The 19,444-nt window shown below is 61.9% G+C and carries 16 protein-coding genes; 11 read left to right on the top strand and 5 right to left on the bottom strand.

What is annotated here, in order from left to right; translation table 11 throughout:
• Nucleotides 1-49 precede the first annotated feature (49 nt).
• Nucleotides 50-922, top strand: coding sequence for a thioredoxin (trxA, locus tag JFT58_RS19885; protein WP_019818859.1), 873 nt, complete (start codon nucleotides 50-52; stop codon nucleotides 920-922).
• 103 nt (nucleotides 923-1,025) lie between these two features.
• Here the strand turns inward: trxA and JFT58_RS19880 are convergent, their stop codons facing one another.
• Nucleotides 1,026-1,370, bottom strand: coding sequence for a hypothetical protein (locus JFT58_RS19880; protein ID WP_054896938.1), 345 nt, complete (start codon nucleotides 1,368-1,370; stop codon nucleotides 1,026-1,028).
• 129 nt (nucleotides 1,371-1,499) lie between these two features.
• Between JFT58_RS19880 and JFT58_RS19875 the strand changes: the two genes are divergently transcribed.
• The 5 genes from JFT58_RS19875 to JFT58_RS19855 all read left to right on the top strand — a co-directional run bounded on the left by JFT58_RS19875 (nucleotide 1,500) and on the right by JFT58_RS19855 (nucleotide 5,684).
• A complete protein-coding gene (locus JFT58_RS19875) occupies nucleotides 1,500-2,099 on the top strand; it encodes a DUF2796 domain-containing protein (RefSeq protein WP_054896939.1) in 600 nt (199 codons plus the stop codon).
• A gap of 148 nt (nucleotides 2,100-2,247) precedes the next feature.
• Nucleotides 2,248-2,958 (top strand): ABC transporter ATP-binding protein, encoded by a 711-nt coding sequence (locus tag JFT58_RS19870; protein WP_054896940.1) that lies wholly within the window; start codon nucleotides 2,248-2,250, stop codon nucleotides 2,956-2,958.
• A 1-nt stretch (nucleotide 2,959) separates the two neighbouring features.
• Nucleotides 2,960-4,225, top strand: a complete 1,266-nt coding sequence (locus JFT58_RS19865; RefSeq protein ID WP_054896941.1) for an ABC transporter permease — start codon at nucleotides 2,960-2,962, stop codon at nucleotides 4,223-4,225.
• A gap of 11 nt (nucleotides 4,226-4,236) precedes the next feature.
• The gene (locus tag JFT58_RS19860) at nucleotides 4,237-4,758 is read left to right on the top strand and encodes a DUF3299 domain-containing protein (RefSeq protein ID WP_198834500.1); all 522 of its coding nucleotides are present in this window, start codon (nucleotides 4,237-4,239) and stop codon (nucleotides 4,756-4,758) included.
• A gap of 227 nt (nucleotides 4,759-4,985) precedes the next feature.
• Nucleotides 4,986-5,684, top strand: coding sequence for an OmpW/AlkL family protein (locus tag JFT58_RS19855; RefSeq protein ID WP_014720136.1), 699 nt, complete (start codon nucleotides 4,986-4,988; stop codon nucleotides 5,682-5,684).
• Nucleotides 5,685-5,850: 166 nt separating this feature from the next.
• On the opposite strand, the gene JFT58_RS19850 is transcribed toward JFT58_RS19855, so the two are convergent.
• The gene (locus tag JFT58_RS19850; RefSeq protein ID WP_054896955.1) at nucleotides 5,851-6,735 is read right to left on the bottom strand and encodes a sugar nucleotide-binding protein; all 885 of its coding nucleotides are present in this window, start codon (nucleotides 6,733-6,735) and stop codon (nucleotides 5,851-5,853) included.
• A gap of 166 nt (nucleotides 6,736-6,901) precedes the next feature.
• On the opposite strand from JFT58_RS19850, the gene JFT58_RS19845 reads away from it, so the two are divergent.
• Nucleotides 6,902-11,149 carry a DEAD/DEAH box helicase gene (locus JFT58_RS19845; RefSeq protein ID WP_054896943.1) on the top strand — a complete coding sequence of 1,416 codons (4,248 nt, stop codon included), beginning with the start codon at nucleotides 6,902-6,904 and terminating at the stop codon, nucleotides 11,147-11,149.
• 107 nt (nucleotides 11,150-11,256) lie between these two features.
• Here JFT58_RS19845 and JFT58_RS19840 read toward each other — a convergent pair whose 3' ends face one another.
• Entirely contained in the window at nucleotides 11,257-13,344 is a 2,088-nt protein-coding gene (locus JFT58_RS19840; RefSeq protein ID WP_054896944.1) for a mechanosensitive ion channel family protein, read from the bottom strand.
• A 188-nt stretch (nucleotides 13,345-13,532) separates the two neighbouring features.
• Here JFT58_RS19840 and JFT58_RS19835 point away from each other — a divergent pair, with 188 nt between their 5' ends.
• From JFT58_RS19835 to JFT58_RS19820, 4 genes are read left to right on the top strand one after another with little or no spacing between them, the layout of a single operon-like run.
• Nucleotides 13,533-14,459 carry a DUF72 domain-containing protein gene (locus JFT58_RS19835; protein ID WP_054896945.1) on the top strand — a complete coding sequence of 309 codons (927 nt, stop codon included), beginning with the start codon at nucleotides 13,533-13,535 and terminating at the stop codon, nucleotides 14,457-14,459.
• Complete coding sequence (locus JFT58_RS19830; RefSeq protein ID WP_032895083.1) at nucleotides 14,456-15,232, top strand: endonuclease/exonuclease/phosphatase family protein; 777 nt, start codon at nucleotides 14,456-14,458, stop codon at nucleotides 15,230-15,232. Before JFT58_RS19835 ends, JFT58_RS19830 begins: the two co-directional genes overlap by 4 nt.
• Complete coding sequence (gene clsB / locus JFT58_RS19825) at nucleotides 15,229-16,491, top strand: cardiolipin synthase ClsB (RefSeq protein ID WP_054896946.1); 1,263 nt, start codon at nucleotides 15,229-15,231, stop codon at nucleotides 16,489-16,491. The genes JFT58_RS19830 and clsB overlap by 4 nt, the downstream gene beginning before the upstream one ends.
• Nucleotides 16,481-17,446: a lysylphosphatidylglycerol synthase domain-containing protein gene (locus JFT58_RS19820; protein ID WP_054896947.1), complete on the top strand. Its 966-nt coding sequence runs from the start codon at nucleotides 16,481-16,483 to the stop codon at nucleotides 17,444-17,446. The genes clsB and JFT58_RS19820 overlap by 11 nt, the downstream gene beginning before the upstream one ends.
• Nucleotides 17,447-17,558: 112 nt before the next feature.
• On the opposite strand, the gene JFT58_RS19815 is transcribed toward JFT58_RS19820, so the two are convergent.
• A complete protein-coding gene (locus tag JFT58_RS19815) occupies nucleotides 17,559-18,314 on the bottom strand; it encodes an alpha/beta hydrolase family protein (RefSeq protein ID WP_019818878.1) in 756 nt (251 codons plus the stop codon).
• Nucleotides 18,304-19,413: a DUF3182 family protein gene (locus JFT58_RS19810; protein ID WP_054896948.1), complete on the bottom strand. Its 1,110-nt coding sequence runs from the start codon at nucleotides 19,411-19,413 to the stop codon at nucleotides 18,304-18,306. Before JFT58_RS19810 ends, JFT58_RS19815 begins: the two co-directional genes overlap by 11 nt.
• Between the last annotated feature and the right edge of the window lie 31 nt (nucleotides 19,414-19,444).

Genomic DNA, 19,444 nt, shown 5'->3' with positions numbered 1-19,444 from the left:
TCGCCAGCCCTTATAGTTGCCCCCATTCCCGCTTTATTCGAGACGCCCCATGAGTGAGCCCACGCCGTACATCTTCGACGTCACCACCGCCAACTTCGATCAGGCCGTTATCCAGAACTCCTTCGAAAAGCCCGTATTGGTCGATTTCTGGGCCGAGTGGTGCGCACCCTGCAAAGCACTGATGCCAATGCTGGCGAAGATTGCCGAGAGTTATCAGGGTGAGTTGCTGCTCGCCAAGATCGACTGCGAAGCCGAACAGGACATCGTGGCGCGTTTTGGCATTCAAAGCCTGCCGACGGTGGTGCTGTTCAAGGATGGCCAACCGGTGGACGGCTTTGCCGGTGCACAGCCGGAGTCGGCCGTGCGGGCGATGCTGGAGCCCCATGTGCAAATGCCACCGCCGGCTGCGGCGGACCCGTTGGAGCAGGCTCAGGCGCTGTTCAGCGAAGGGCGCATCAGCGAGGCCGAAGCGTTGCTGGTGCAATTGTTGGGCGAGGACAATACCAACGCCGCCGCCCTGATCCTGTATGCACGCTGCCTGGCCGAGCGCGGTGAGCTGGGTGAAGCCCAGGCCGTGCTCGACGCGGTCAAGAGCGACGACCACAAGGCCGCCCTGGCCGGGGCCAAGGCGCAAATCACCTTCCTTCGCCAGGCTGCGGATTTGCCGGACGCTGCCGAGCTGAAAAGCCGCCTGGCGCAAAACCCGCAGGATGACGAAGCGGCCTATCAGTTGGCGATCCAGCAACTGGCGCGCCAGCAATACGACGCGGCACTGGAAGGTTTGCTCAAGTTGTTTATCCGCAACCGCAGCTACAGCGAAGGCCTGCCCCACAAGACCTTGCTGCAGGTGTTCGAATTGCTGGGCAATGATCACCCGCTGGTCACGGTGTACCGCCGCAAGTTGTTTGCCGCGTTGTATTAACCCAACCTTGTAGGAGCGAGCTTGCTCGCGAAAAACGACAACGATAACGCGGGCATCCTGAATGAACGCGGAGCCTGAGGTTTTTTCGCGAGCGAGCTCGCTCCTACAAAGGGCCAATCCATGTGTAGAGCGGTGTGTCGCCGCCGCTGGCCACCTTCACGTTCGCGCTGTGGCGCAGACGCACCAACAGGCGCTTGCCCGCCCCGGCATCGCCAGCCAAGCCTTCGAGTTGGTCGAGCAATTCCAGGCCATTGAGTTGCCCGGCCTTGCGTAGCAAATCCTGGGCGTTCTGCCACAGGTCTTCGTTCTGTTTGACCGGCGCCGCAGCCGGTGCGCTGGGCGTTGGAGCGGCCTGCAGTTGAGCGCCTAATCGCGCCCAATCGCCGTCGTCCAGCTCCAGGGTCAAGTCCACCGGCAACTCACCGATGGTTCCACGAATTCGCAACATCGTCCTTACTCCTGCATTTTTCTGACGGGCATGCTCCCATGCAGCTTGCGCAACACCAAGCGGGCGGTCAAACTCTCGGATCAATTGTTATAAGATCACATAACAAAACTTTCATCCTGGAGCCCTCTCATGCGCCGTTTGCTGCTTGCTTTGCCGTTTGCCCTGCTGCCACTGGCTGTCGCTCATGCTCACGAAGACCACGACCACGAGCACGGCAGCCTCGGCGCCCATGAACATGGCGTCGGGCGCCTGAATGCCGTACTGGACGGCCAGGCCCTGGAGCTGGAACTGGACAGCCCGGCCATGAACCTGGTGGGTTTCGAACATGCCGCCACCAGCGCCGCCGACAAAGCCAAGGTCGCCGCCGTACGCAAGCAGCTGGAAAATCCATCGGCACTGTTCAACCTGCCCAAGGCCGCAGGTTGCGTGGTCAGCAGCCAGGAACTCAACAGCCCGTTGTTCGGTGACAAACCAGAAGCCGAGCATGACGACGATGACCACGCCACCGATGGCAAGGGCGCAGCCGCCCACAAGCATGATCACGACCACAGTGAAATCCACGCCCATTACCAGTTCACCTGCGCCACGCCGGCGGCCCTGGGCAACCTGGACTTGAGCCAAGTGTTCAAGACCTTCCCCGCCACGCAGAAAATTCAGGTACAACTGATCGGCCCTAGCGGTCAGCAAGGTGTTGAAGCGACGGCCACCGCCGCCACCCTGAAGTTCTGACTTGAAAGCACAGTCCCTGTGGGAGCTGGCTTGCCTGCGATACAGGCGATGCGGTGCAGCAGGCACACCGTAGCGATGCCATCGCGGGCAAGCCAGCTCCCACAGTGGAACGGCGCCATTTTCGACTACCAGGCGACACTGACTTCCCATGACTCAAGCGTTAATCGAACTGTCCGACCTGGGCTTCAACTGGCCTGGTCACCCGCAGTTGCTGGACATTCCCGCGTTCCGCCTGGAACCCGGGGAAACCCTGTTCCTCAAGGGCCCGAGCGGCAGTGGCAAGACCACTCTGCTCGGGCTGTTGGGAGGCGTGCAGAAACCCAGCCAGGGCAGCATCCGCCTGCTCGGCCAGGAGTTAACCGAACTCTCGGCCGGTGCTCGTGACCGTTTCCGTGTGGACCACACAGGCTATATCTTCCAGCAGTTCAACCTGCTGCCGTTTCTGTCGGTGCGCGAGAACGTCGAGCTGCCTTGCCACTTTTCCAAGCTGCGCGCGCAACGGGCCAAACAGCGCCACGGCAGTGTCGACCAGGCCGCGGCGACCTTGCTCGCACATTTGGGTTTGAAGGACCAGAGCCTGCTGGAACGCCGTGCCGATTCGCTGTCCATCGGCCAGCAACAACGGGTGGCCGCTGCCCGAGCGCTGATCGGACAACCGGAACTGGTGATTGCCGACGAACCCACCTCGGCCCTGGACTACGACGCCCGCGAAGCCTTCCTGCAGTTGCTGTTCGCAGAATGCCGCGAAGCGGGCGCCAGCCTGTTGTTTGTCAGCCATGACCAGAGCCTGGCGTCGCTGTTCGACCGCAACCTGTCGCTGGCCGAACTCAATCGCGCCGCCATGCCCGCAGAGGTTTGAGATGTATCTGTTCCGTCTAGCCATGGCCAGCCTGGCTAACCGCCGCTTTACCGCGATCCTCACCGCGTTTGCCATCGCGCTTTCCGTCTGCTTGCTGCTCGCGGTGGAGCGTGTGCGCGTCGAGGCGCGCAACAGTTTCGCCAGCACCATCAGCGGCACCGACCTGATCGTCGGCGCTCGTTCCGGCTCGGTCAACCTGCTGCTGTATTCGGTGTTCCGCATTGGCAACGCCACCAACAACATCCGTTGGGACAGCTACGAGCACTTCGCCGCCAACCCTCAAGTGAAATGGGCGATCCCGATCTCCCTCGGCGACTCCCATCGCGGCTACCGGGTGATGGGCACCAACGAATCCTACTTCGAGCACTACCAGTACGGGCGCAAGCAAAACCTCGAGCTGGCCAGCGGCCGCGCCTTCGCCACCGACCCGTTCGAGGTGGTGCTCGGCGCCGAAGTGGCCGACGCGCTGCATTACAAACTCGGCGACAAGCTGGTGCTGGCCCACGGCGTGGCGGTGGTCAGCCTGGTCAAGCATGACGACAAGCCGTTCACGGTGGTCGGCATTCTCAAGCGCACCGGCACGCCGGTGGACCGCACGCTGCATATCAGCCTCGGCGGCATGGAAGCGATCCATATCGACTGGCACAACGGTGTGCCGGCTCAGGGCAAAGGCCGCATCAGTGCCGACCAGGCGCGCAATATGGACCTGACGCCGCAGGCCATTACCGCGTTCATGCTCGGCCTGAACAACAAGATTTCCACCTTTGCCTTGCAACGGGAGATCAATGAATTCCGTGGCGAGCCAATGCTGGCGATCCTGCCCGGTGTCGCGCTGCAAGAACTCTGGAGCATGATGGGCACTGCCGAAAAAGCCTTGTTTGTGATCTCGCTGTTCGTGGTGCTGACCGGCTTGATCGGCATGCTCACCGCGATTCTCACCAGCCTTAACGAGCGTCGCCGCGAGATGGCGATCCTGCGGTCGGTGGGCGCGCGTCCTTGGCACATCGCAACGCTGCTGATCTTCGAAGCCTTCGCCTTGGCCTTGTCTGGCGTGGTGGCGGGCCTGGGGTTGCTGTACCTGTGCATCGCCGCCTCGCGGGGTTATTTGCAGGCCAACTACGGTCTGGACCTGCCGATGTCGTGGCCGAGCGAATATGAATGGACGTTGCTCGCCGGTATCCTGGCAGCCGCCCTGTTGATGGGCAGCGTGCCCGCGTGGCGCGCCTACCGCCAATCTTTGGCCGATGGCCTGTCCATCCGTTTATGAGGAAGGCTTCGATGCGTCGTGCCCTGTTTGCCCTGTTGTTGTTGATAGCCGTGCCTGCCTGGGCGCAGGAACAGCCCAAGGATCTGTCCTGGCAGGAGATGATCCCACCGGATGCGCCACCTGAAGTGCCCAATATGAAGCCGCTGCACGACCTGTCGAACATGGCCGATGCCTTGTCCGTCGAAGCCGCGCCGGCGGCCAAGCAGGACATAACTAACGCGCCAGTGGTACAGAGCCTGGACGGCCAGCACATTCGCCTGCCGGGGTATATCGTGCCCCTGGAAGTCAGCGAAGAAGGCCGCACCACGGAGTTTCTGCTGGTGCCGTATTTCGGCGCCTGTATCCATGTGCCGCCACCGCCATCGAACCAGATCGTGCATGTGAAAAGTGAAGTCGGGGTGAAGCTCGATGAGCTGTATCAACCGTACTGGATCGAGGGCGCGATGCAGGTCAAGCCATCGTCCAGCGAGTTAGCGGACGCTGGTTACCAGATGGATGCCCAGAAGATTTACATGTACGAGCTTGAGGAATAACCCCACACACCGAAGATCCAAATGTGGGAGCGGGCCTGCTCGCGAAAGCGGTGTATCAGGCGCTGCATCTGTTACTGCACCACCGCTTTCGCAGGCAAGCCAGCTCCCACAGGTTTAGATCAGTGGCGCAAGTGACTGATCACCCTTTCATTGAGCTGAGTCAAAAGACCGTACGGAACGATCTTTACCATTGGACGTACAACTTTTAAACGTCCTTTGGAGCTCCCATGAACAAGTCTCTGCTCGGCGCGTCCCTCTTCGCGCTCGCCCTCGTCGCCCCCGTCGCTCACGCTCACCAGGCGGGCGATATTCTGGTTCGCGCCGGTGCAATTACCGTGAACCCGAAGGCCGACAGCAGCAGCGTCAAGGTTGACCAGGGCCCATTGGCCGGCACCAATCTGGGCGGCAAGGCGACCATGAGCAGCGACACCCAACTGGGCTTGAACTTCGCCTACATGATCACCGACCACGTCGGCATCGAATTGCTCGCGGCCACACCGTTCGAGCATGACGTGAAGATCAAGAACACCGCCCTGGGCGCCGCCAATGGCAAGCTCGGCACGCTGAAGCACCTGCCGCCGACCTTGAGCGTCGTGTACTACCCGCTGGACCACAAATCCGCGTTCCAACCGTATGTGGGCGCCGGTATCAACTACACCTGGATCTACGACGAGCACGTGGGCAGCCGCGCCGAACAGGCTGGTTTCAGCAACTTCAAGGCCGAGAACTCCTGGGGCTGGGCTGCACAGATCGGCGCCGACTACATGATCAACGACAAGTGGATGATCAACGCCCAGGCGCGCTATATCGACATCAGCACCAAGGCGACTGTGGATAACAACGCGCTGGGCCAGGGCACTCGGGCCAAGGTCAATGTGGATGTAGACCCGATGGTTTACATGGTGGGTATCGGCTACAAGTTCTGAGTTCGGTTTAAGCCACACCGCATAACCCCTGTGGGAGGGGGCTTATGTGGGAGCCGGGCTTGCCCGCGATGCAGACACCACGGTGTATCAGTGATGCCCAGGTGATGCTATCGCAGGCAAGCCAGCTCCCACATAAGTCCCCTCCCACATTTTGGTTTTGAGGGTGTCAGCTATGGCGGTAGAAGCGATCCAGTAGCGCCGGCAAACCTGCCCGCCATGCCCGTGGTTTGATGCCAAAGGTGTGGAGGATTTTCTTGCAGGCCAACACCGCATGCTGCGGTTCATCCGCCGCATCCGGCCGCGCTGCGTGAGCCTGGGCGGTGGGGGACTCGATGGCCAACGGATGGAAGTTGCGCGCTTCGGTGAGAATCGCCTGCCCCAGCGCCAACGGGGTAGTCGCCTCGTGGCCGGCGTAGTGGTAGGTGCCCCACAGCGGCGCAGCGCAATCGAGTTGCTTGAGCACCGAGATGATCACCCGCGCCGCATCGTCCACCGGCGTCGGGTTGCCCCGGCGGTCGTCGGCCATCAGTAGCTCGTCGGCGTTCTCGGCCCGGGCCAGGAAGCGCCCGAGCGTGCCGTCGACGCTGTCATCGAGCAACCAGCCAAACCGCAGCAGCACATGCTGCGGGCACGTAGCGCGCACGCTTTGTTCGATACGCCACAACGCCTGGCCGCGCAGGCCCAGGGGCACCGGCTCGTCTTTCTCGCTGTAGGCCGTGGCGCGGGAGCCATCGAATACGCGGTAGCTGGACGGTTGCAGCAGGGTGATGCTGTGATGCTGGCACAGCTCGGCCAGGCGTTCGATGGCGAACTCCTGGGCGGCCAAGCGGGTTTCGCTCACGGCTTCGGCCTGGAACCAGTCGAAATAGTAGGCGAGGTTGATCAAGGCATCGGGACGGGTGTCGTCGAGCAATTGGGTGAGGCTTGCGGCATCCCAGCCGTCTTGGGGCGGTTTGGGGGCGAGGAAACCGATGTCTTCCTCCGCACCGAGGCGAATCAGCGCCTGCCCGAGGGCATTCCCGCCGCCCAGTAACATAAGGCGCATTCGCATAGATTGAGCAGGCCCGGTCTGTTTGGAACGATGGTTATTATCGACAGGCATGTGCGCCTTGCCGTAGGTAGTTGCCAGAATCGTTGCATTTTGCGGGTTTGTAGCGCAACCGTCACGGATAAAGTGCGGGGTTGCAACTTGGCCCCGCCGGTTGCATATAGGGTGAATGAACCTTCCCGAATCAACGGACAAGGGTTTGCACGGCTTTCACCCCGCCGTCAGCACTTGGTTCCGTAGTACCTTTCCTTCGGTGACCAACGCCCAGGCCCAGGCGTGGCCGTTGATCCGCCAGCGCCGCTCGACGCTGATCGCCGCGCCCACCGGCTCCGGCAAGACGCTGACGGCGCTCCTGGCAGTGCTGGACGACCTGGTGCACCAAGGCCTGGCCAACGGCGGCGAACTGCCGGACCAAACCCTGGTGGTGTATGTGTCGCCGCTCAAGGCGCTATCCAACGATATCCAGATCAACCTGCAAAACCCGCTGGCCGGCATTACCGAACATCTAGAGAAGCGGGGGCTGCCGCCGCTGGTAATCCGCACCGCTGTGCGCACCGGCGACACCCCGCAAAAAGACCGCGCCCAGATGCGCAAACGCGCACCGCATATCCTGGTAACCACTCCTGAATCGCTCTACGTGCTGCTTGGCTCGGATTCCGGCCGGCACATGCTCGCCAGCACACGTACGGTGATCGTCGATGAGATCCACGCCATCGCCGCTGGCAAGCGCGGCAGCCACTTGGCCTTGAGCCTGGAGCGCCTGCAAGGGCTGTGTGCCGAGCCATTGACCCGTATCGGCTTGTCGGCCACGCAAAAACCCATCGAAGCCGTCGCACGCTTTTTAGTTGGCACCGAACGTGATTGCGCCATTGTGGATATCGGCCACGCCCGCCCCCGTGACCTGGCGATCGAAGTGCCGCTGGTGCCGCTCTCGGCGGTGATGGCCAACGACGTGTGGGAGTTGGTCTACGATCGCCTCGCGCAATTGGCCCGTGAACACCGCACCACCCTGGTATTCGTCAACACCCGACGCCTGGCCGAACGCCTGGCCCGGCACTTGAGCGAGCGCCTGGGCAAGACCGCCGTGGCCGCTCACCACGGCAGTCTGGCCAAGGAGATGCGCCTGGATGCCGAACAGCGCCTCAAGGCCGGCGAACTGCAAGTGTTGATCGCCACGGCGTCCCTGGAGCTGGGGATTGATATCGGCGAAGTGGACCTGGTGTGCCAGATCGGCTCACCCGGTTCCATCAACGGCTTCCTGCAACGGGTCGGCCGTTCAGGGCACCAGGTCGGTGGCACGCCCAAGGGGCGCCTGTTTGCCACCACCCGCGACGACCTGATCGAGTGCGCCGCGCTGCTCGACTGCGTGCGCCGTGGCGAGCTGGATACCTTGCATATTCCGGTGGCACCGCTCGATGTACTGGCCCAGCAGATCATCGCCGAGGTCAGCGCCCAGGAATGGCCGGAACAGGCGCTGCTGGCGCTTATCCACCGCGCCGCGCCTTACGCCGAACTGGATGAACGCCACTACCAGGCCCTTTTGCAGATGCTCAGCGAGGGCTACAACGGCCGCCAGGGCATGCGCAGCGCCTACCTGCACCGCGACGCTGTGGCCCACACCCTGCGTGGCCGCCGTGGCGCCAGGCTCACGGCGGTAACCAGCGGCGGCACGATCCCCGACAACGCCGACTACAGCGTGTTGCTGGAGCCGCAAAGCCTGAATATCGGCAGCGTCAACGAAGACTTTGCGGTGGAAAGCATCGCCGGGGATATCTTCCAGCTCGGCAATACCTCCTATCGCATCCTGCGTGTCGAAGCCGGCAAGGTGCGGGTCGAAGACGCCCAGGGCCAACCCCCGACCATTCCGTTCTGGTTGGGTGAAGCGCCCGGGCGCAGCAACGAGTTATCGGTGGCCGTGGCCCGCTTGCAAGGGCAATTGGACAGCTTGCTCGGCGCCACGCCCGGCGACCTGCAACCGGCCCTCGACTGGCTTACCGGCACCCTGGGTCTCAATGTCGCCAGCGCCGACCAACTGTTGGATTACCTCGCCCGGTCGCGCCAGGCCCTGAGCGCCTTGCCGTCCCAGGACACATTGATCATGGAACGGTTTTTCGATGCGTCCGGCGGCACCCAACTGATCATCCACACGCCGTTTGGCAGCCGCATCAACCGCGCCTGGGGCCTGGCCTTGCGCAAGCGCTTTTGCCGTACCTTCAATTTCGAGTTGCAAGCGGCGGCCAGTGAAAATGCCATCGTGCTGTCGTTGTCCACCAGTCACAGCTTCGCGCTGGATGAGGTGTGGCGTTACCTCAACAGCAACAGTGCCGAGCACATCCTGATCCAGGCCGTGCTGGATGCGCCACTGTTCGGTGTGCGCTGGCGCTGGAATGCCGGCGTGGCCCTGGCGCTGCCGCGTTATACCGGCGGGCGCAAGGTGGCGCCGCAGATCCAGCGCATGAAGAGCGAAGACCTGATCGCCAGCGTATTTCCCGACCAGATCGCCTGCCTGGAAAACCTCTCCGGCGAACGCGAGATCCCCAACCACCCGCTGGTGGAGCAAACCCTCGACGACTGCCTGCACGAGGCCATGGACAGCGACGCCTGGCTGGCGCTGCTGCGGCGCATGGAACGCGGCGACGTGCGGTTGATCAGCCGCGACCTGCCCGCGCCCTCGCCCATGGCCGCAGAAATCCTCAGCGCTAAACCCTATACCTTCCTCGACGACGCCCCCCTGGAAGAGCGCCGCACCCAGGCCGTGCTCAACCGACGCTGGAGCGACCCGCAGAGCACCGACGACTTGGGCGCCCTGGATGCCGACGCCATCGCCGGTGTACGCGAAGAAGCCTGGCCGGCGCCCAATGGCCTGGATGAAATGCATGAAGCGTTGATGAGCCTGGCGTGCATCGCAGCGGGCGAAGTTACGCCGCAATGGGCCCAATGGTTGCAGGCCTTGCGCAAGGCCGGGCGGACCTATCAGTTGCCCAACGGAATGTGGGTCGCCGTAGAGCGCTTGAATTGTTTGCAGGCGCTGTATCCCAACGATCTGCCGTTGCTGCCGGGGTTCGATGAGCCCTGGTCCTTTGATGAAGCGCTGGTGGAAGTGCTACGTGCGCGCCTGAGTGGTTTTGGCCCACTGACCCTGGTCGAGATCGCAGCGCCCCTGGCATTACCGGTGGTGGCGCTTACCCAGGCCCTGGCACGCCTGGAACAAGAAGGCTATGTGCTGCGAGGTCACTTCAGCCCCGGCGTGGGTGAAGAACAATGGTGCGAACGTCATTTGCTGGCGCGCATTCATCGCAACACGGTCAAGCGCCTGCGCCGGGAAATCGAGCCGGTGGCATTGCAGGATTTCATGCGCTTTCTGTTCGATTGGCAACACCTGTCCGACAGCACCCGCGGCCAGGGCAGCGCCGTGTTGCCGCAAATCGTCGGCCAGTTCGAAGGCTATGCCGCTGCCACGTCAGCCTGGGACACAGACCTGCTCAGCGCCCGCATCAAGGATTACTCATCGACCTGGCTCGATGACCTGTGCCGCAGCGGCAAGCTGGTCTGGACGCGCCTGAGCAACAAGGCCGGCGCCATGGCATTGCGCAGCACCCCGGTGGTTTTGCTCCCCCGTAGCCAGGTAGCGTTGTGGAGCGGGCTGACCGAGCCTACCGACAGCACCACCTTGTCGCCCAAGACGCAGAAGGTCCACCTGGCCCTGCGCGAGCATGGCGCGCTGTTTTTCGATGAACTGGTACACGAGGCCCATTTGCTGCGCAGCGAGCTGGAGACAGCCTTGCAGGAATTGGTAGGCGCCGGCTTGGTGAATGCTGACAGCTTCGCCGGCCTGCGCGCCTTGACCACCCCCGCGAGCAAACGCCAGGCGCGCAGCAGTCGACGTGGGCGCGGGGCGTTTGTCGGCGGTATGGACGACGCCGGGCGTTGGGCCTTGGTTCGCCGCTCGGCGACCGCCGCCGGCGCGCATACGGCCGAGACCCTGGAGCATGTGGCGATGACCCTGCTGCGCCGCTATGGCGTGGTGTTCTGGCGGCTGCTGGAGCGCGAGGCGGATTGGTTACCGAGTTGGCGCGAATTGCTGCGCACCTTCCATCGGTTGGAGGCGCGAGGCGAGATCCGTGGCGGGCGGTTTGTCAGTGGGTTGGCGGGAGAGCAGTTTGCATTGCCGGAGGCGATACCGTTGCTGCGCGAGGTGCGGCGGCGGCCCCATGATGGGAGTTTAATTGCGGTGTGTGGGGCGGATCCGTTGAATCTTGTCGGCACGCTGTTACCGGGAGCCAAGGTGCCAGCGGTAAGCGGTAATCGGGTTGTGTACCGTGATGGGGTGCCGGCGGCGGTGATGGTAGGGGGCAAGCAGCAGGTTTTGTTGGAGATGGATCAGCAAGCGGTGCAGGAGAAGTTGATCAGGCGCTGACCTTGAGGGCCTCATCGGGAGCAAGCCCCCTCCCACACTTGAAACGTGCTCACAAATCTCAATGTGGGAGGGGCTTGCTCCCGATGGGGCCAGAACAGCCACCTTCATCATTGAGACCTGGGCTGCTCCGTCAACACCGCATCCTGCTCATGCTCCTGCGCCACACGCTTAGGCAACAACACCTGCTGTGGATAAGTTTGCGCAAAATGCACCTCATCACAGTTATCCACAAGCTTTTTCAAGCGCTGATTAAACGCACGGCTGACAGCGTATTGGCCACCCGAAACCGTGCGGAACTGCGCCGTGAGCACCACGCCATTGAGGTCCATCTTGTCCACCCCGAACACCTCCAACGGCCCTTGCAGGTTGTACTTGAGGAACACATCGTCGCGAATCGACTGGCCGGCCTCGCGGATCAGCTCCACGGCCCTGTCCACGTCAGTGTCGTAGGTGAACTGCACCGAGAAGAAGGCATAGGCGAATTGACGGGACTGGTTGGTGACCGCCTTGATCTGCCCGAACGGCACCGAATGCACAAACCCCTTGCCATCACGCAGGCGCAGGGTGCGGATGGTCAGGCCCTCCACGGTGCCGGCGTGACCAGAGTCGAGCACCACCCAATCGCCGATGGACAGGGTGTCTTCGATAATGATGAACAGGCCAGTAATCACGTCCTGCACCAGTTGCTGGGAACCGAAACCGATCGCCAGTCCCACCACCCCGGCGCCCGCCAGCAACGGCGCGACATTGATGCCCAGATTGGCCATGGTGGTGATCGCGCAGATCACCACCAGGATGATCTTCACTGCATTGCGCAGCAGCGGCAGGATGGTTTTGACCCGGGTACTGGGCTGGCGACTGGAGCGCTTATTCACGGGTGGTTTGAGGGCTTCCTGGATCGCGGTGTCGAGCACCACCCAGAACAGCCAGGTCACCAACAGGATCAGGCCGATACTGCTGAGGGAATCACTGATGGCCCGGCCCACCGAGTTGCGCTGGGCGAACTCGAACAGCGAAACGCCCCAGATACGCCCGAGTATCTCGATAAACGCGATGGCCATGACGATACGCAAAATTGCGTGCAGCAAACTCAGGAAGCGTTCCTTGTAGGCACTGCTGCGCTGGATCGATACCTGGCTGCGGGACTTGAACAGGTGTTGCAGCACGGTGCTGAGAAACACCGTGCCGATCAGTAACAAGGTGGTGAGCAGCGCGCAGCGCAGGGCCTCTTGGTTGTCGTCACCGGCGCCAATCAGGTTGACCACCGACACCAGCACCATCAACAGAATCGGCCAGTACCAGAGCCCGGAAAACACCCGCAGCGACTGTTGCAATGCTGGATGTTTGAGACGCTGGGCCAACGGCCGATTGCGGATCAAATGGGCCACCGGCCGCCGCAGGCGTACCACCAGCACGCCAAAGATGACCGCGGCAAACAGGCCGGTAAACACGGCGATGCTGCTGGTGATATTGCCGCCCAACTGACGAGCGATTTGCGGGCTGGTCAGCGCATCGCTGAGGGCCGCGAGAAAGCCGATCAGGAACAGCGGCTTGGGGCAATAGTCACGGATGATCTGCACGGCAGGCCGCTTGTGCCCGACGTTGAACATGACAATGACGCACAGCAACAGCGAGGTGGAAAAGATGCCACTGCTGGTGGCGTAGGCAAAACACAGTGCCAGGGCTCGGCCGACAGACGCAGGTAAAAAGTGACTGACATAAAGGGTCAGCGGCAGGCAGATCAGCGCTGGAATCGTGTAGGGAACTACATAGCCCAGCAAGCCTTGCAGCCGTTGGCGCCGCGCGAGGAATGGGCGGCGGCTCGAGCGTTGCACAACCAGGCGCCCAAGTATCGTCAAGACCGCAAAGGCACCGACCCACACCCCAGACAACAGCAGGAAATCGCCCGCCACGCTCCACGGCGAGCGTGCGGCTGTCTGGTCTACCAGGCGCCCTACTTCGTCCGCGGCGCGATCAGCACGCAGGCGCCAGGCGTCGATGAGGTTCTGGTCGAGGTCGAGCTTGTTCTGCACGTCGTCGATGCTGGAACTGATGGCCCCGAGCAACCCGCCCTCCACCAGCAGCTCCGGCTTGGCCGGTGTGTCGGCAGCAGGCGCAGAGGCCGCGGCCTGCAATGCGCCATTGCCGCAGAGCAGCAGCGCGCCGAGCAGTAATGCAGTCTTTAAATTCAGCAAAACAGCAAGCTCCTTCAGCAGGGTCTGTAAGGAACTGACGAGCTGGGGCCTTTATCGTTCCCTGCATTTGCAATGCCCCTCCCGCATTTCACCCCTATTACCGCCTGTAGGAATGTGGAAACTTTCAGCCAAATAGCGCAGTCATCCCATAACGGAGGTCACCTCACCCACCATCCACGGGAGTAAACATGGCGGCGATTCACATCGGCATTTCCGGCTGGCGCTACACGCCCTGGCGCGGGGACTTTTACCCCGAAGGGCTGACCCAGAAACGCGAGTTGCAGTTTGCGTCACGCGCCGTCAACAGCATCGAAATCAACGGCTCGTTCTACGCGCTGCAGACCCCCAAGCGCTACGCCGAGTGGTATGCCGATACGCCCGAAGGTTTCCTGTTCAGTGTCAAGGCGCCCCGTTTCATCACGCATATCCTGCGCCTGCGGGACGTGCACAAGCCGATGGCGAATTTCTTCGCTTCCGGCGTGCTGGAACTCAAAGAAAAACTCGGCCCCATCCTCTGGCAGTTTCCGCCCAGCTTCAAATTCGACGCCACGCTGTTCGAAACCTTTTTGGCTGAATTACCTACCGATACCCAGCAGGCAGCCGCCCTCGCCCGCCAGCATGAGCCACGCCTGAACGGCAAGGCGAGCATGAAGGCCTATGCCAAGAAGCCTTTGCGCCATGCCGTGGAGATTCGCAACAAGACTTTTGCCGTGCCGGAGTTCATCCAACTGCTGGATAAGCACGGTGTGGCGCTGGTGGTCGCGGACACCGCCGGCAAGTGGCCGTACGTGGAAGACGTGACCGCCAACTTCATGTACCTGCGCTTGCACGGCGACAAGCAGTTATACGCCAGCGGTTATAGCGCCGAAGCGCTCCAGCGCTGGGGTGACCGCATTGAGCGCTGGGCCCAGGGCAAGCAACCTGCCGATGCACACCTCGTCGACCCGCACCACACACCCCGCAGGCGTAAACACCGTGACGTGTTCTGCTTTTTCGACAACGACATCAAAGTTCGCGCCCCCTTCGATGCACGCCAATTGCTGCAACGTTTCGGGCTGGACCAACACCTGCTCACCGAACCTGGCCGGCTGCCGGAACCAGGAGTATTGCCATGACGCATCCAGAGCTGATCCCCACCCCGCCGACCACCGCCATCACCCGTTTCACGGTGCTGACGGTTAATATCCACAAGGGTTTCACCGCACTGAATCGCCGTTTCATCTTGCCCGAGCTGCGTGAAGCGGTGCGCAGCGTGGGCGCAGACATGGTGTTCTTGCAGGAGATCCATGGCACTCACGAACGCCATCCCCAGCGCTACAGCGACTGGCCAAAAATGCCGCAGTATGAATTCCTGGCCGACAGCATTTGGCCGCAGTTTGCCTATGGGCGCAATGCGGTGTACCCCCATGGCGATCATGGCAATGCACTGCTGTCGAAATTCCAGATCATCCGCTACGACAACCTCGATATTTCGCAAAGCGGCCATGAAAACCGCGGCCTGCTGCATTGCGTGCTGCGTCTGCCGGGCAGCGGTCAGCAGGTGCACGCGATCTGCATCCACCTGGGCTTGCGCGAGGTGCATCGCCAACAACAATTGCGCTTGCTGGAACAACGTATCAGCGAGATACCCGCCGATGCGCCGTTGGTGGTCGCTGGCGATTTCAACGACTGGCGGCAAAAAGCCGACCTGAGCCAAAGCGGCCTGCAGGAAGTGTTCATGCACACCCTCGGCAAACCGGCGCGCACCTTCCCGGCACGCCTGCCGTTGCTGCCGCTGGACCGCATTTATGTGCGCAACCTGACGGTGCACAACCCTCGCGTGCTCACCACTCGCCCCTGGTCCCATTTATCAGACCATGTGCCGCTGTCGGTGGAGGTTGAGCTATGAACGTTGCGGTAGACCATATCGCCACAGACCAACCGCCAGATGACAGCAAGGCGCGAGATCTGGATTACGGCTGGCAGAGCGGCACCCAGGTGGTGTTGCTGGAGAACGGCGAGGCGTACTTTCCTGCCGTGTTCGAGGCATTGCGCAGCGCCGAGCGCGAGATCCTGCTGGAGACCTTCATCCTTTTTGAAGACAAGGTCGGCTTTGAGCTGCACAGCATCCTCATCGAGGCGGCCAAGCGTGGGGTAAAGGTGGTGGTCAGCCTCGACGGTTTTGGTTGCGGCGAGCTGAGCCCGGGCTTCCTGCGGGAGTTGGCCGAAGCCGGGGTGATGGTGCAAATGTTCGACCCGGCGCCCAAGACCTTCGGCATACGCACTAACTGGTTTCGCCGCCTGCACCGCAAGATTGTGGTGGTGGATGCCCGCGTGGCGTTTATCGGCGGGATCAATTTTTCTGCTGACCATTTGGCGGATTTCGGCCCCGAAGCCAAGCAGGATTACGCCGTGCAGGTGATCGGCCCGGCCGTGGCCGACCTGCACCATTTCGCCCTTGCCCAAAGTGGCCGCCAGGTGCGCAGCCGTCGCGGTTGGCGGCGGCGCCAGCAGCGGCCTTCACCCTGGACGAACGAGCCAGGCGACGGCCTGGTACGCCTGATCTACCGCGACAATATCCAGCATCGTGACGACATCGAAGACGCGTATATCCATGCGTTGAGCCAGGCCCGGCAGCGGGTGGTGATCGCCAACGCGTACTTCTTCCCCGGCTATCGCCTGCTTCGCGAGATCCGTAACGCGGCGCGCCGTGGCGTGCAGGTGCAATTGATCATGCAGGGCCAGCCCGACGTGCTGTTGGCAAAACTTGCCGCGCGCATGCTCTATGACTATCTGCTCAAGGATGGCGTGGTGATTCACGAATACTGCCAACGCCCACTGCACGGCAAGGTGGCGCTGGTGGATGACGAATGGAGCACCGTCGGTTCGAGCAACCTGGACCCACTCAGCCTGGCATTAAACCTGGAGGCCAATGTGCTGATTCGCGACCGGGCTTTCAATCAGCAGCTCTACGAACGCCTGGAAGCCCTCGCCCACAATCATTGCCAGACCATGCCGGAAAAGCGCAAGCCACGCCTGTGGCTCTGGCGCTTGACCGTGGGTTTCCTGGTGTTTCATGTGATGCGCCATTTCCCGGTACTGGCCAGTTGGTTGCCGGCCCACAAACCGCGCTTGAAACCTTTTGAGGCCACGCCCCATGACGTCTGAAGCCCGCCCCCAAACGCAAGCCTCTGGGTTCAAGCGCTGGAAGAAACCGCTGACGATTGCGTTCTTCGTGCTGCTGATCGTGTTGTTTACCCTGCTCGCCCGGCGCATCGACTGGAGCGAAGTGTTCCAGACCCTGAGCGAGTTCAAGCTACGCACATTGTTCATCGCCGGCGCGCTGACGCTGTGCAGTTTTATCGTCTATGCCTGCTTCGATTTGATCGGCCGCACCTACATTCGCCAGCCGTTGCGTTGGAAGCAGATATTACCGGTGGGCATCATCAGCTACGCGTTCAACCTCAACCTCAGCGCCTGGGTCGGCGGCATCGCCATGCGGTATCGGCTGTATTCACGCCTGGGCGTGAGCACCAGCAATATCGCCAAGATCCTCGGCCTGAGCCTGGCCACCAATTGGTTCGGCTATATGGCGTTGGCCGGGGTGGTATTCAGCAGCGGGTTGGTGACCCTGCCGCCAGGCTGGAAGCTCAGCAGCGGCGCCTTGCAAGGCGTCGGGGTGTTATTGGTGATCGCGAGCCTGGGCTACCTGGCGGCGTGCCGGTTTTCGAAAAAGCGTGCGTGGTCGATTCGCGGTATCGAGATCAACTTGCCGTCGTTGCGCATGGCCTGTTTGCAGTTGGCCCTGGGTGCGTTGAACTGGTCATTGATGGCCGCGGTGATCTTTACCTTGCTGCCGGCCAAACTGGATTACCCACTGGTGCTGGGCGTGCTGTTGATCAGTGCGATTGCCGGGGTGGTCACCCATATCCCCGCCGGGTTGGGGGTGTTGGAGGCGGTGTTCATTGCGCTGTTGCAACATGAGGCGTCGCGGGGGAGTTTGCTGGCGGGGCTGATCGCGTATCGGGCGATTTACTTTATCTGCCCGTTGTTGATTGCACTGGTGATGTATTTGGGGGTGGAGGCCAAGGCCAAGGCGTTGCGAGTGAAGAAGACAGCCTGATGAGGCGGTGGTGACTGTTGAATCGCTATCGCGGGCAAGCCCGGCTCCCACAGGGGAATGCATTCCAAGGTGGTGCCAGGCTTGCCCGCGATAGCGATCACAAGGGCAACGACTATCGGGCCTGAATGATGCTCAACCGCTCCCCCACCACCATCTCGGTAATCCAGTCCACCAGGATCGAGGTGTACGCCTGCTGCGACACCGGGTCGCTCAGGGAATGGTCGGCGCCGTCGATGATGCGGTGGGTCAGCGAATGGGTCTGCTGGCACGCTGCGCGGTAACTCATGATGGTGGCGTGGGGCACATGGTCGTCGGTTTCCGATTCGACAATCAGCACATCGCCGGTAAATTGCGCGCAGGCATGCAGTGCGCGGTTGGTTTCGGCGTGCACGAGGGTGCCGCGGTAATCCATCAGGTCGGCTTTATCCAAGTCGCGCTTGGGCTTGAGCCATTCCTGGTCGCGGTACAGCGCCGGCACTCGCAGCGCCAGCCAACGTACCGGGCGCAATGAGGTGAGGATCGCCGCGAGGTACCCGCCATAACTGGTGCCCACCACTGCCACCGCCGAGGTGTCGATAGCCGGGTGGGACAGCAGGCGATCGTAAGCGGCCAACAGGTCGCGCAGGTTGTCTTCGCGGGTGACGCGGGACAAGGGGATGCCGGTGCCAGCATGGCCACGCAGGTCGAAGGTCAGGCATACACATCCAAGGCCTGCGATGCCTTTGGCCCGTTCCAGGTCGCGCTCTTGGCTGCCGCCCCAGCCGTGCACGAACAACACGCCGGGCACTTTGGACTTGGGACTGAGGAATGTCCCGCTCATCTGTTCGTCGTCTATATCGATGGTGATGCTCTCGCTTCTAGCCGTCATAAGTCTTGACCGTCACATACTTGAGTAGAAAGTCGCTGTTTTCGGCCGGGCCTCGGTATACCTCGATGGCATCCGCCGGCAGCGCCTGGTCTACATAGGTTTCTACCGAGGACACACGGATGGCCTTGAGGCCCGGATGGTTGATAAAACTCTGCAACGCCGCGACTTCCGCGCTGCTGGCCCCGCCCATGCGCCAGGATTGTTCGAGCACACCACTGCGGCGCTGGCCTGTGCTGTCCAGGCCTTGGGCGATGTCGTAGTTGCGGCGCGAGGCGAAGAAGCCTGGGTAGGCCTCATTCGCAGCACGGTCGAAAACCAGCGCCTGTTCGATGGCCTCACGCACGTCTTCAGGCAGATCCAGTTTGAGCAGGGCAGCGTAATCACCGGGGACGACCAGCAGATCGGAACCGCCGTAGACCTCTTCCCCCTGCCCGTCTTGCGTCAGGTGCTGCTCGCCGCAGTAGCTGAAGAGGTGATCGCCGATAAAGCTCTGGCCCACACTGTGGGTGACCACCGCGTGCAGGTCTTGTTCCAGCACCACACCTTCATTGAACATTCGGGCCGCTTCCGGGCGCGCCACTATCGCGTCGAACTCATCCAGGCTGTGGATAACTTCCTGCCCCCGCCCTGCACAGGCATTTACGGGTTTCAGACGAATCGGGCCGCTGTAGAGCAAGCGGGTCGCGGCAGGCCGTGCATCCTCAAGGGAGAACACACTTACACCGTCCAACACCACGTCACGCACACGCTCACAGAATGACGGCGACCAGCCTTCGGGCGCCTTCGACTCGGGACTCAGCAGCCCGTGACTGATGGCTTTGGTGCAGATGAACGCGTGATCGACATAGCCGCCCCACAGATCTTGTGGCCCCTTGATATTGAGCTGGCGCGCTTGGGCCGGCCCGACCAGGGTTTGCGTGGGCAGCAGATACAATTCCCGACCCGCATGCAGGACCGGGTCGTAACTGCCACCGAACTTGAGCCCCAGGATCTGCGCGAGCCAGCGTGCGAGGGCTCGGTTGGTTTCTATTTCATGCAGAGGTGCCCCCTCTCGCATGGAGTGGGCGACCACCAACTTCTTGCGACTTATGGGGGTCATGCGGTCCCCTTTTCTATCAACCTTTGTGTAG

The sequence above is a fragment of the Pseudomonas sp. MF6767 genome (assembly GCF_016405475.1).
Classification (GTDB): Bacteria; Pseudomonadota; Gammaproteobacteria; order Pseudomonadales; family Pseudomonadaceae; genus Aquipseudomonas; species Aquipseudomonas paracarnis.
The sequence above is the reverse complement of the archived record's forward strand: the minus strand, read 5'-3'. Positions and strand labels throughout refer to the sequence as shown.

Excerpts from the sequence above, each read along its gene's own strand:
- trxA (WP_019818859.1), top strand. The coding sequence starts at position 50 with ATGAGTGAGCCCACGCCGTACATCTTCGACGTCACCACCGCCAACTTC.
- JFT58_RS19880 (WP_054896938.1), bottom strand. The coding sequence starts at position 1,370 with ATGTTGCGAATTCGTGGAACCATCGGTGAGTTGCCGGTGGACTTGACC.
- JFT58_RS19875 (WP_054896939.1), top strand. The coding sequence starts at position 1,500 with ATGCGCCGTTTGCTGCTTGCTTTGCCGTTTGCCCTGCTGCCACTGGCT.
- JFT58_RS19870 (WP_054896940.1), top strand. The coding sequence starts at position 2,248 with ATGACTCAAGCGTTAATCGAACTGTCCGACCTGGGCTTCAACTGGCCT.
- JFT58_RS19865 (WP_054896941.1), top strand. The coding sequence starts at position 2,960 with ATGTATCTGTTCCGTCTAGCCATGGCCAGCCTGGCTAACCGCCGCTTT.
- JFT58_RS19860 (WP_198834500.1), top strand. The coding sequence starts at position 4,237 with ATGCGTCGTGCCCTGTTTGCCCTGTTGTTGTTGATAGCCGTGCCTGCC.
- JFT58_RS19855 (WP_014720136.1), top strand. The coding sequence starts at position 4,986 with ATGAACAAGTCTCTGCTCGGCGCGTCCCTCTTCGCGCTCGCCCTCGTC.
- JFT58_RS19850 (WP_054896955.1), bottom strand. The coding sequence starts at position 6,735 with ATGCGAATGCGCCTTATGTTACTGGGCGGCGGGAATGCCCTCGGGCAG.
- JFT58_RS19845 (WP_054896943.1), top strand. The coding sequence starts at position 6,902 with ATGAACCTTCCCGAATCAACGGACAAGGGTTTGCACGGCTTTCACCCC.
- JFT58_RS19835 (WP_054896945.1), top strand. The coding sequence starts at position 13,533 with ATGGCGGCGATTCACATCGGCATTTCCGGCTGGCGCTACACGCCCTGG.
- JFT58_RS19830 (WP_032895083.1), top strand. The coding sequence starts at position 14,456 with ATGACGCATCCAGAGCTGATCCCCACCCCGCCGACCACCGCCATCACC.
- clsB (WP_054896946.1), top strand. The coding sequence starts at position 15,229 with ATGAACGTTGCGGTAGACCATATCGCCACAGACCAACCGCCAGATGAC.
- JFT58_RS19820 (WP_054896947.1), top strand. The coding sequence starts at position 16,481 with ATGACGTCTGAAGCCCGCCCCCAAACGCAAGCCTCTGGGTTCAAGCGC.
- JFT58_RS19815 (WP_019818878.1), bottom strand. The coding sequence starts at position 18,314 with ATGACGGCTAGAAGCGAGAGCATCACCATCGATATAGACGACGAACAG.
- JFT58_RS19810 (WP_054896948.1), bottom strand. The coding sequence starts at position 19,413 with ATGACCCCCATAAGTCGCAAGAAGTTGGTGGTCGCCCACTCCATGCGA.